The sequence below is a fragment of the Tatumella citrea genome (assembly GCF_002163585.1).
Classification (GTDB): Bacteria; Pseudomonadota; Gammaproteobacteria; order Enterobacterales; family Enterobacteriaceae; genus Tatumella; species Tatumella citrea.
The window spans coordinates 3092339-3104422 of record NZ_CP015579.1 but is presented as its reverse complement, the minus strand read 5'-3'; the positions used below and the strand labels follow the sequence as shown (position 1 = coordinate 3104422).

Here is a 12084-nt window from a genome sequence, read left to right as displayed (position 1 = left end):
TTAAAGACGCGGCCGAAAGGCCGCGTGATTCGGAGTTATTATGTCCTTAACGCCACAACAGTCAGCAAAAATTGTCATTCCAGTAGGAATATTGTATTCCGTTTCCGGGGATTATGCCGTGATAGGCCGTGAAATGCTCAACGGCATACTGCTGGCCATCGAAGAAATAAATGCAGATCCTTCACATATGTTCACTCTGGCGCCAGTCATACGTGATCCCAGAGGTTCACTCGATCATTATTATGAGTACTGTCATGACCTGTTATACCGACATGGCGTCCGCCATATCATCGGATGTTATACCTCTGCGGCACGTAAAACCATTTTGCCTTTAATTGAAGGGGCAGATGCTCTGTTGTGGCATCCTGCACGTTATGAAGGGTTTGAAAGTAGTAACAGTGTTATCTATTTGGGGGCGGCCCCGAATCAGCACGTGTTGCCAATGCTCGGTTGGTTAGTACAACAGAGTAAAACGGAAATATATCATGCCGGCTCTAATTATGTATGGTCCTGGGAGATGGACCGTATCGCTCGTGAAGCGCTACTCCCAACGGGTGGTAGTGTCCTTCAAAGCAAAATGCTTCCGCTTGGAGAAGAAAATGTTGATGAGCTGATATCTGATATTATTCGCCGCCGACCTAAAGTTATTCTTAATACTATGGTAGGCAAAAGTGCTTATAGTTTTTACAGAGCCTGGTACAAAGCCTGTCTGATTCAACCATCTCTAAATGAAATACTAAAACTCAGTCTGACATTATGTGAGCCAGAGGTGCAATTGTTGGGGGCTGAGGTAGTCGAAGGCTACCTTGTTTCAGCAAGTTGGTTCCAGTCAATTGACTCCGATGCTAACCGTAATTTTCTGAGTCGCTACCGGCAGCGTTTTGGAGACGAAGTTTCACCTTCGGTTGACAGCCAGACTGCGTGGTTGGCAGGACATTTGCTGGCAAGAGCTATTGACCGGCACGGAAATGCTGACGTTGAGGGAGTGAGGGATACCGTATTGCGGGATGAACTTAATTCGCCTGCCGGGCAAATACGGCTTGATACTGATAATAATCATTGCTGGTTAACGCCCCATTTGGCGCAATGCCATCAGGGAAAACTGGAGAGTTTTTGGCAGGCTGCGGCACCAGTTAAACCTGATCCCTGGCTGGCATGGACAGATCTCAGCAGCTTCAGTAATGGCGGAGACTGTGCATGAGCCGAAAATTTCCTCAAATGCGTGGGCTGAAAGTCTGCGTAATTGGCTGCGCAGAAAGAGATAATCAACATCTTTCTCAGCAGTTCACCCGCATTGGAATCTCAGGTAGTTTCAGTTCTGAATTCCCGGATGCAGTCAGTCTGGCTGAACCGGATTTGTTATTGTTTGATGGTGATAACTCAACGTTATTTCATCCTACGATTAGCCTGCCCTGGCCTGATATACCTAAAATTGCTCTGACAGCCATTGAAACGCCTTCCCGTTTACAATGGATTGCTGAGCAAAATATTAATAGTTATATTCGTAAACCCATTCGATATGACGGGGTTATGACTGCTTTTACATTAGCGCTGAACCATGCAGAACGGATTAAGCAACTCGAACAGCAGATTAGACGACAGGAAGAGCGGTTACGCGCAAGAAAGTTTCTGTTCTCTGCTCAGTTGATAGTTATGAATGAGTTTCAGCTGAATGAAGATGATGCTTATAATTTATTGCGGAGGGCGGCTATGACACAACATATGACGATTGAAAATCTTAGTTGTGAATTCCTTAATGATAAACTGCTTTGGATACATCGACTTAAGACTTTACAGGCTGGGTAGCCTCAGTGGTTAAATGTTTACTGCTCAACAGGCAGGCAGCGAAAGTAAAGTGAGCCGTTACTGATCATGGTGAACTTATGAAATTCAGCAATACGGAAACTGGAACAGGATATGAGGTAAGGGATGAAAATTAAATGGTAATTTATTGCATTTAAATATGTAATTTGAAAGTGAGTCTGCAGTACCGATATCGACAAGACCCCTTTCATTCGTTCAGGCTCTTTAAGCTGACGCTGCTAAACGTCAAATGTTGGGTTAACCTAATTCTTCTGTCTCATATCAGCCATCTTCGGAGTTCAGCAAACACGCTTAGACGTTTTTCAGTGTGAGCCTGATTCAACGATATGGCTAATGACCGGGTCACTGAGGCTATATATTTACTGTCTGTAATCTGGTAGGAGTTCAGCAAACGTGCACAGGTTTTACTTATCACTGACTCGTTTTTTCTATATTTCGGGGCAGCGATAATAGTTGTCTGACGCCCGGTGGGACTGAGTCCTGGTTTTTTTGAAATTAAAAATTACACTTAATTACGATTAGTAATTTTAGTATCATTAAGTGCTAATGGTTTGTTTTGTTTGTTGATTTAGTTGATGGTCGGGAATAATATTTTTAACCACAATGAAACACCTTGTTAACCTTGTGGAATAATAATGCGTAAAATATTTTTAAGTTCACTGTGCGCTATTGCATTATCAGCGTCTTTTGCCAGTGATGCTAAAACTTTTGTCTATGTATCGAATGCAGGCTCAGGAAAAATATCCCACTATGAGCTGAATGAAAAAGCCGGAAAGATGGTATTTTTGGACGAAATAACAGCTGGTGGAAAGGTTATGCCTACAGCCATAAGCCCGGACCATAAATATTTTTATGCAGCAACACGTTCTAAGCCTTACAGTATTGTTTCATGGAAAATTGATCCAACTAATGGAGATTTAACTGATAAAAAAGTCAATCCGATTGATTATTCTTATGCCTATATTGCGACTGATCATTCCGGGAAATATTTGTTTGGTGCCTCTTATGGTCAGAATGTAGTGGTCAGTTATCGTCTTGAGAACGGCCAGTTAACTAAAGCCATATCGGTATTCCCTACAGGTCCACATGCCCATTCGGTGATTGTCGATAAAACAAATAAATCATTGTATGTTGGTAATCTCGGGGTTGATAAAGTTCTTCAGCTATCACTGGCAAAGGATGGTAGCCTTTCACCCATTGGCTCCGGAGCTGTCGGGACGGTTGAAGGTGATGGTCCGCGTCATTCTGTGATTTCTCCGGATAACCGCTTTGTGTATAACATCGGAGAAATGGGGGGCATTATCAGTCAGTTTTCCAGAGCACCTGATGGTTCTTTGAAACGGGTAGCCGATGTAGCTTCTGCGGTGGCAGAAAAATACAAATTAGAACATGGAAAAGAACGGCCTGACGATTATAGTGATCCGACGCCAAGGATCTGGGCTTCAGATATTAAAATTACACCTAATGGTGATTATATTTATGTTTCCGAGAGAACAACCAGTACGCTCTCCGGATACAAAGTTAATAAGTCAACCGGTAAACTTTCTTTGATTGGTATATGGAAAACAGAAACACAGCCAAGAGGAATCGCAGTTTCTCCGGATGGTCACTGGCTAATTGCCTCAGGTGAAAAAAGTAATTTTGTTTCCGTTTATCGGATAACTAACCAGACAGGAAAGCTAACCTTTAATCAAAGAATTATGGCCAGTAAGGATAATTCGCCACAGGATGCCTGTTGGATTGTTACAGAGGATTTTAGCAAGTAACTCCCCGTTCCAAGCGTGTTCGTATCTAAAAAAAGGTACCGGAATATATTCTTCCGGTGTCCTGTTAAATATTATTTCTAATGCCGAAAAGTATTTTCTATTTAATTTACTGGAGTGAAGTATTGATATATTTCCGTGAATATCCAGAAAAATTCTCGCCAGAGGATATCGGATTATTTTCTTCACAAGTAAAAGTACCGCGCTTAATAGTGTCAGTAGAGTGGGGATGGTTACACCAGTGTGGCCATTCCTTGCTTTTAATAAAGCTAATGCGATGAAATATACTCTGAAGCAGTAAGTGGTGCAGGCATTGAAAAGGTCTTTTTCATCCGTTCAACCTCTTTTACCGGACTGAGTCCAAACATACGTTTAAATTCCCGGCTAAATTGTGACACGCTTTCATAGCCAACGCTGGCACAGGCTGCAGATGCCGTCAGGTGGTTTCGCAGCATCAGTAATCTGGCCTGATGAAGCCTGGTAGATTTCAGATATTGTATCGGCGAAGTGTTGGTTACTGTTTTGAAATGCGAGTGGAAAGCAGGAATGCTCATCCCGGCTTCTTTAGCTAAGCGATTGACGTCCAGGCTGGTGTCATATTCTGTGTGCATTTTCCGCAAGGCCCTGGCAACTTTACCAAACTGCCCCTGCATGGTCAGAGTACTGCGCATAATGGCACCCTGAGGACCGGTCAGTACCCGGTAGTAAATTTCCCTGACCATTGCGGGGCCCAGCATAACGGCATCGGCAGGGGACGACATAATTTGCAGAAAACGTAATACCGTGGATCTTAATGCCGGCTCCATGGGGGTAGACATCATGCTGCGGGGGGAAGGGGGAGTAGTTAGCGGGTTTTTCTCATCCAGTTCAAGGATAACTTTAGCTGCCAGGCTAAAGTCCAGCCTGAGATAAACAGCCAGCAAGGGTTTATCAACAGAAGCATTGGTTTCCATCGTGAAGGGTACCGGTACTGAAACCATCAGATAGTGACGGGCATCATATACATAGCTCTCATTACCCAGAAATCCGCGCTTTTCGCCCTGCACAACAATCACTATTCCCGGTTCATACAATACAGGGACCTGGGCCATGGGGTGACTGACTTTTAAAAAACGAATGTCCGGCATTACTGTGAGATTGTAGCCTTCATCCGGGGTGAGATTACCCAGCAATGACACCATCTGTCTGATTGTTTGTTCTTCCATTCTCATTTCCTCACTAAACCTGTCTCAGTGTGGCACCTGTGAGAAGTCACGTCCATTGGTCTGATAGGAACAGGCAAACATTAGAGAGAAACAGAGATATCGACACTCCCTTACCAGGCGTAGTCTGTAGTGACTAATCACAGAGAGGGTAATTTATGAGTACGTCAAAATTATTTTTTATTACCGGTGTCAGCAGTGGCTTTGGCCGGGCACTCACCGAAGAAGCTATTAGCGCCGGACATCGGGTGATTGGAACTTTGCGGGATGAAGCACTAAAAGCAGAATTTGAACAGCGTTATCCGGGGCAGTTTTATGGACGCGTGCTGGATGTTACTGATTTTTCTGCACTGCCGGCAATTGCGGAAGAAGTTGAGCAACAGATTGGTGCCGTGGATGTGCTGGTAAATAATGCCGGATACGGCCATGAAGGGATAATGGAAGAGTCTCCGATGGAAGATATTTTCCGCCAGTTTAACGTCAATGTGTTTGGTGCCGTAGCGGTGATTAAAGCTTTTCTGCCTTATTTTAGACAGCGTCGGGCAGGGCATATCCTGAATATCACTTCGATGGGCGGATTTATTACTATGCCCGGTATCAGTTATTACTGTGGCAGTAAATTCGCCTTGCAGGGCATTTCTGAAACACTGTCAGCAGAGCTGAAACCCTTCAATATTGCGGTGACTGCGGTGCAACCCGGTTCGTTCCGGACTGACTGGGCCGGGCGTTCGATGGTCCGTTCTCCTCGTTCAATCAGCGATTATGATCAGAGTTTTGGGCCAATCCGGGAAACCCGGGAAAAGCGTAGTGGCCATCAGCCCGGGGACCCTCGTAAGGCGGCGCGTGCTTTGTTAACGCTGGTGAATATGCCGGAGCCTCCGGAGTTTTTACTGTTGGGCAGCGACGCGGTCAGACTGGTCAGAGACAAAATCAGCCGTATGCAGACAAGCCTGAACGAAATGGAATCACTCAGCCAGTCGACGGATGGCTAATCTGTTTACCCTGGCAGCGGGGCTGTGATAACCCCCGCCGGGGAACCTGCGGCAGCAGTGCGATACAGGCAGTTGGCATAAAACTCTGAAGCGACTTCAACAAGACCCGGTAACTGGCAGCTTAATCAACGATTGGGGCGCTTAAACCCATCAGTAATACATCGGCGAACTGACCTTTGCGCAATGCAGATGCTTTGCGCAGTCCTTCAGGTTCAAAACCAAACTTTTTATACAGTGCAATCGCCGCTTCATTATCAGGAAACACTTCCAGCTCAATTTTACGGGCCGCCAGCCAGTCAAATGAATAGCTGAGACAAAACTCCATTAATGCTGAGCCGATACTCTTGCCGGCAAGGGCGGGATCTACAAAAAGACCAAACGTCGTTTTGTGTCTGAGTCGCGGATGCTGTGGATTTTCTATCGTCAAAATACCTGCAACCTGATCCTCCGCCATTGCTGTAAAGTGCCAGCAGCCATCTATCCCATTACCTGCCAGATGTTTTTGCCAGTGCTCCAGCGAAGGATAGGGCATTCCGAGGGTATTTTCCTGAATCTGTGGCAACGAAGATAATCTCTGAAAGGCTTCAGCGTCGCTGCTCTCTGCACTACGTATCACAATTGCCATGTTGTCCTGCATCCTCTGAGCTGCACCGGCTAACAGTAATAGCGTATTCCTGGCTGTGATGCATGGCTTAAACTATGACAGATCTCACAGAAAGCGTCTGTTCAGACCAGAGGCCCATCGGCCTGCAGGGGCTTAATAATAATTTCACCTGACAGAATAAGTGAAATCGCAAATTTAGCGGTGCGGTGCACTTACCTTATCTGCTTTGGGGATTCGGCCACCACATCATCCCGAAGCCAGTCATGAAATAATTTAGCCGCAGGGCGCAAAGTAGTGTCATGGCTGGTCACCAGGTAATAAGACCATGTCAGTGGCCAGCGGTGCTGAGGATATAAGTGGATTAACTGCCCGGTTTCTGTCAACTGCTTCACCAGCGCACGGCGCACAATAGCGACTCCGCGACCACTTAAGGCCGACAGAATAACTGCTGCGGTGGAGTTGATATGCAGCCCGCTTTCATCTGTGCGGGAGGTTCCCACCGTTTTCAGAACTTCTTCCCATGACGGAAATGAGGCGCCAGGGTGGGGGCTGTCATCAAAGATCAGTTTTTGTGTTCCCAGCCAGTCCGGACCAGGCTGTCGGCCTGTCGGCAACAGTCGCGGACTACACACCAGAACTGCTTCTTCATCCATTAACCAGGTTTTATCCAGACCTGGCCACTCTCCTTTCCCGCAACGAATACCGATATCTGCCTCTCCATGAGTCAGATCCATCAGCCTCTCAGTTACATTCAGGCGTAAATCAATATTTTCATGAGTTTCAGAGAAGCGGTTAAGTTTATCCATTAGCCAGTTCATCACCAGCACCTGAGAAGCCGTCACCACCACCACCGGACGGGCACGCTGGCCGCGCAATTTATTCAGTCCGCTTTCCAGGCTATCCAGCCCCCGGGCAATGTCTTTTAAGGCGTCTTCTGCGTCAGTCATCAGTGTGAGCCGTTCTTTTCCGGATTTGCTGCGATGCAACAACGGATGACCAACCCAGTCTTCAAGGGAGCGAACTAACTGGCCCACCGCGGCGGGGGTTACTCCCAGTTCTCGTGCAGCGCCGGTAAAACTACCGTGTCGTGCAGTGGCCTCGAAGGCATGCAGCCACTTCAGTCGGTTAAGCGATCGCATGATGTCTCCTTTTATGAATATCAGCCACAGTATAAACAACCGGGAAAGATTTTCTTCGTCGCACAGTGAATTCTTATGATTCGTTAAAACCGGACAGGTCTGTCACTCTGCCATTCGTAACCAGCAGAGTACTGCTTATTTGAAAGTGTTGAACCTGATATGGAGCTTGCAATGAACAGCTGTTTTTCCGGAAAAAAATTATTAGTTGTCGGTGGAACCAGTGGAATGGGCTTAGCCACGGCAAGGCAGATTTTAAAACAAGGTGGAAGCGTGGTGCTGGTGGGGAATCGCCAGCACAAAGCGGAACAGGCGCGCACTGAGCTTGCCGAACTCGGGCCGGTATCATTAATTGTTGCCGATCTGCTGACTGAACAAGGGATGAAACAGGTTCAGCAGGCGGTGAATACAGAACATAAAGATATCAGCCTGCTGGTCAATGCAGCAGGAGTCTTTTTCCCTAAACCTTTTATCGATCATGATTTTGCGGATTACGATATTTATATGAATCTTAATCGCGCTATTTTCTTTATCACCCGGGATGTCGTGCGCAATATGATTGAGGCGAGCAGGGAAGGGGCGATTGTGAATATTGGTTCGATGTGGGCACAGCAGGCGATAGGAGCCACGCCTTCATCAGCCTATTCAATGGCGAAAGCCGGGCTGCATGCATTCACCCGAAATCTGGCGATTGAACTGGCAGGAAAAGGAATCCGGGTTAATGCAGTTTCTCCGGCAGTGGTGCACACCCCGGTATATGAAGGTTTTATCACCAAAGAGGATGTTCAGCAGGTGATGGACAGCTTCAACAGTTTTCATCCCCTTGGGCGTACTGGTACTGCCCCGGACATTGCAGAAACAATAGTCTTCCTGCTGTCAGAAAAATCAGGCTGGGTGACGGGAGCTATCTGGGATGTTGACGGCGGTGTAATGGCTGGTCGCAATCTCTGATCATTCCGGTAACTACCAGTAATGATAAGTGGTGTTTGCTGAACAGCAACCCGATAAACTCAGGGAGGATTTACTGGTTAATTTGTGACTGTATGCTGCAACTAACTCTGGATTAGGTTGCAGGCTAATTCCATGCAGTCCAGCAAATCAAAGACAGTGATATGACAGCCATCAGAGCTCCTATCCGTCGATATGACTTCTCATTCTTTTTAACGGAAAGATGCCAGAATGCCAGGCTTATACATAATAAAGGGATGGCAATTTTTAATGTGACGGGCATGCGTAATCCTCACAGGGTTATGTTCTGAGCATTTGCAGGACATCTGTTGAATGCAATAACACCCAGGCTGATTAATATTTACTGATAACGATGATTAAGTCATTACCTAATATAAAAAGAGATAGCTAACCGGTTATTTAGCCATCAATCAGAATGAGTTGTGACCCGTCGATAACTTAATCAGCCTGCCATCCGGTGCACAAAAAATCTGTCGGGAAACAATGATGAAAATATCTACTGCTGCATCTGTTGTGGCAATATTAATCACCACTTTGCCACTGCAGGTATTATCAGATGATCACTATCAGAACAGCGAATCCGAACGACGATAAGTGTTTGTGCGCTCTGTTCAGCCAGCTTGGCTATGCGTTAACCAGGGAGGAAGTCGGGGAAAAATTAAACGGAGTGGGGAGCTATGGCCACCTGCTGGTAGCTGAATCTGCCGGTACCCTTCACGGGGCTATAGCTTTCCACTTTATAACGCCTTTCCATGATGCAGGCCAATGGTGTGTTATTTCCGCTCTGGTGATTGATGAAGCCACTCGCGGTGCCGGTATTGGTCGTCAGTTGCTGCTGGAAACGGAGCGTTATGCCCTTGAGGCTGGATGCAGCAGAATAGAACTGGCATGCAACGAAAAAAGGATTAACGCCCACTATTTCTACGAAAAAAATGGGTTCCGTGAAGTCAGAAAACGCTTTATAAAACGACTGTCGGGTGCTGCGGGCTAGCTTAAGAAGTTTGCCTTTCCGGAAGTTCTTTTTCTCCGTTTATTCCGGTTCCGGGAGCGGAATAAACGTGCTCTTTGGTAACAGCCAACGCAGAGCGAGGCACCATGCCAGAAGATAAAATGGTAAGGTAGCCAGTAAAGCAAGGTGCATACTGTGCAGAGATAAATTTTGATCCCCCATAAAACTCCCGGCCATTGCCACACCGAGCACACTGCCACTTTGTCTGGCGGTATTAATAATACCTGAGGTAATTCCTCCCTGGCCTAAAGGTGCTTCAGCCATACAGGCTGCAACAGTGGCCGGAGCGGTTAATGACATTCCCATCCCGGTCAGAAGCATTGGGATCATCACGCCGATATACGAACTGTTTGTCGGTATCAGCGATAGCCATAACAATCCGATAAATGAAACCGACAGTCCTGCCAGCACCGGGATTCCCGGACCGGTTCTGGCAATGATTCGGCCGCAGCAGAACGCGGTAGCCGCCATGATGATTGCCTGTGGCAGCAGTGCCAGCCCTGAATGCAGGGTGGTATAGTGTTTTATTTGCTGGAAATACAAACTGATAATAAATAACTGCCCGTAAAACCCTGAGTTAATAATCAGCCCGATACTGGTGGCTGCTGCAAATTTTTTTATCCGGAAGATCCCGCGAGGCAATAACGGGATTTCTGATGTTATTTCGTAAAATATAAACCCGGTTATGGCAGCAATACACAACAAACCTGAAGTAATCACTGTTGCAGAGAGCCAACCGTCATAGCCTGCTGTGATAAAGGCCCAGGCCAGAGAAGCCAGTGCTACAGCTATCAGCAGTTGCGCCAGTGGGTTGATTTTTCGCGGAACCGTAGCGATCTCCGGGAGGTATTTTAAGGCCATTGCCAGAGATAAAACTCCGACAGGGATGTTGAGAAAAAATGCAGCCTGCCAGCCAAATCTGGAAATAAGTATTCCTCCAGCCACCGGGCCCATGGCAATCGCAATTCCCCCAACGCCTCCCCAGATGCCAAAGGCCTTCGCTCGTTCCGGCGGCTGGCTAAAAATACCCTGTATGAGTGACAGTGAATTAGCAACTAACAGTGCTGCACCGGTTCCCTGAAGTATTCTGGCAATGACCAGAAATGACAGTGAATGGGCAATGCCACATAGCAGTGACGCTACGCTGAATAACAGTAACCCACAGCAAAAGATTTTTTTGGGCCCTGTAATATCTCCTGCTTTACCGGCGCTTAATAACAGGGTGGCAAAAGAGAGAGTGTAGGCATCAATCACCCATTGCAGGCCACTGATGCTGATCCCTAAATCCTGTTTTAACTGACTTAATGCAACATTCACTACTGTTACATCCAGGCTGACTAAAAAGAATCCCATCGAGATAATAGTCAGGCTAATGATTTTCTCTGATTTTGTTTGTTTCATGATGAACACCAGGTTTCTGTCGAATAATTCAGTCCGGCTGAGGAAATAGCAAACTGCTGAGTATTAAGCTGGAAATGAACTGGCTGAGAGGGCAGACTGATCATTTACCGATAAGCCATTAATCTGCCTATGCATATCAGACGATTTATAAAAGAGTCTGGCGACTGTAATGCATCCTGGTACCGTCTGAAAAACGACTTTTTAACACCCCAGCTTGATCAAATGTTATTCTGAATGTCGCCACTGAACATCAGGAGATCCTCCCGTTGAAACGAATTCTTCCGGGGACCCCGGCATTAATTGCTTTTGAAGCCAGCGCCCGGCATGGCAGTTTTTCACGGGCAGCAACAGAACTGTTTATTTCAGAAGGTGCTGTCAGTCGCCAGATTGCCCGGCTGGAAGCTCAGTTAGGTACAACCTTATTTCTTCGTCGTGGAAACCGTGTCGAATTATCCGGGCAAGGACTGCGTTATGCCGCAGAGATAAGGGAGATTCTGGGACGACTTGAACAGGAAAGCCTGCGACTGGTTGCTCAACCCGAAGATGGCAGAATACTGGAACTGGCAGTTATCCCGACCTTTGCCAATCGCTGGCTTATCCCAAGACTGCCGGATTTTGTACAACAGTATCCGAATATCATTGTGAATCTGTCAGAACGGACAAAACCCTTTCCACTGGCAGGAAGTGGTTTTGATGCTGCTGTGCATTTTAGTCATCCTGCCTGGGTGGGGCACCATCTCCGCCCTTTATTTGATGAATACCTGATACCGGTTTGTCGTCCTGATGGTTTATCGTCGCAGATGTTATTGCATAAACGTAATACTCCTAATGCGTGGCGAGACTATGCACAATCCAACCCGGTACCGCTCTCCAATACAATGGCAGGACCCAGATTTGATCTGTATTCGATGTTGATTGATGCAGCATTGGCCGGGCTTGGTATTGCTCTGGTTCCTGAGGTTTATGTTGCTGCGGAACTGGCATCCGGAAGGTTACATATTCCATGGGGAGGCAGACAGAAAGGTCAGACACTGGCCGTTATCACGTTAAATGATGAAATTGCCGATCCTCATTGCCACACATTGATACGCTGGCTGACGGAACAGGCTGCACTCTATTCGGCACAATATCTTCCATAAGAGAACAAATGCAGAATAGTGATTACATCGTTCAGGTTGATTTTT

At 46.6% G+C, this 12084-nt stretch carries 11 protein-coding genes; 7 read left to right on the top strand and 4 right to left on the bottom strand.

Features of this window, described 5'->3' with window-relative positions; genetic code table 11:
* Positions 1 to 40 precede the first annotated feature (40 nt).
* The 3 genes from A7K98_RS14855 (at position 41) to A7K98_RS14845 (ending at position 3590) form a co-directional block, all read left to right on the top strand.
* Complete coding sequence (locus A7K98_RS14855) at positions 41 to 1201, top strand: transporter substrate-binding domain-containing protein (protein WP_087489267.1); 1161 nt, start codon at positions 41 to 43, stop codon at positions 1199 to 1201.
* Positions 1198 to 1806, top strand: coding sequence for an ANTAR domain-containing response regulator (locus A7K98_RS14850; RefSeq protein ID WP_087489266.1), 609 nt, complete (start codon positions 1198 to 1200; stop codon positions 1804 to 1806). The genes A7K98_RS14855 and A7K98_RS14850 overlap by 4 nt, the downstream gene beginning before the upstream one ends.
* Positions 1807 to 2459: 653 nt before the next feature.
* Positions 2460 to 3590: a lactonase family protein gene (locus A7K98_RS14845; protein ID WP_087489265.1), complete on the top strand. Its 1131-nt coding sequence runs from the start codon at positions 2460 to 2462 to the stop codon at positions 3588 to 3590.
* 266 nt (positions 3591 to 3856) lie between these two features.
* On the opposite strand, the gene A7K98_RS14840 is transcribed toward A7K98_RS14845, so the two are convergent.
* Positions 3857 to 4798, bottom strand: a complete 942-nt coding sequence (locus tag A7K98_RS14840; protein ID WP_407703086.1) for an AraC family transcriptional regulator — start codon at positions 4796 to 4798, stop codon at positions 3857 to 3859.
* Positions 4799 to 4947: 149 nt separating this feature from the next.
* Here A7K98_RS14840 and A7K98_RS14835 point away from each other — a divergent pair, with 149 nt between their 5' ends.
* Positions 4948 to 5781, top strand: a complete 834-nt coding sequence (locus A7K98_RS14835; protein WP_087489264.1) for an oxidoreductase — start codon at positions 4948 to 4950, stop codon at positions 5779 to 5781.
* Between the two features lie 121 nt (positions 5782 to 5902).
* On the opposite strand, the gene A7K98_RS14830 is transcribed toward A7K98_RS14835, so the two are convergent.
* Entirely contained in the window at positions 5903 to 6406 is a 504-nt protein-coding gene (locus tag A7K98_RS14830; RefSeq protein ID WP_157665976.1) for a GNAT family N-acetyltransferase, read from the bottom strand.
* A gap of 191 nt (positions 6407 to 6597) precedes the next feature.
* A complete protein-coding gene (locus A7K98_RS14825; protein WP_087489262.1) occupies positions 6598 to 7524 on the bottom strand; it encodes a LysR substrate-binding domain-containing protein in 927 nt (308 codons plus the stop codon).
* Between the two features lie 171 nt (positions 7525 to 7695).
* Between A7K98_RS14825 and A7K98_RS14820 the strand changes: the two genes are divergently transcribed.
* Together A7K98_RS14820 and A7K98_RS14815 are read left to right on the top strand one after the other, a co-directional pair.
* Positions 7696 to 8472, top strand: a complete 777-nt coding sequence (locus A7K98_RS14820) for an SDR family NAD(P)-dependent oxidoreductase (protein WP_087489261.1) — start codon at positions 7696 to 7698, stop codon at positions 8470 to 8472.
* A gap of 574 nt (positions 8473 to 9046) precedes the next feature.
* A complete protein-coding gene (locus A7K98_RS14815) occupies positions 9047 to 9481 on the top strand; it encodes a GNAT family N-acetyltransferase (protein WP_087489260.1) in 435 nt (144 codons plus the stop codon).
* Positions 9482 to 9520: 39 nt separating this feature from the next.
* Here A7K98_RS14815 and A7K98_RS14810 read toward each other — a convergent pair whose 3' ends face one another.
* Complete coding sequence (locus A7K98_RS14810; protein WP_087489259.1) at positions 9521 to 10900, bottom strand: MFS transporter; 1380 nt, start codon at positions 10898 to 10900, stop codon at positions 9521 to 9523.
* A 266-nt stretch (positions 10901 to 11166) separates the two neighbouring features.
* Here A7K98_RS14810 and A7K98_RS14805 point away from each other — a divergent pair, with 266 nt between their 5' ends.
* A complete protein-coding gene (locus tag A7K98_RS14805) occupies positions 11167 to 12039 on the top strand; it encodes a LysR substrate-binding domain-containing protein (RefSeq protein WP_087489258.1) in 873 nt (290 codons plus the stop codon).
* Positions 12040 to 12084: the final 45 nt, after the last annotated feature.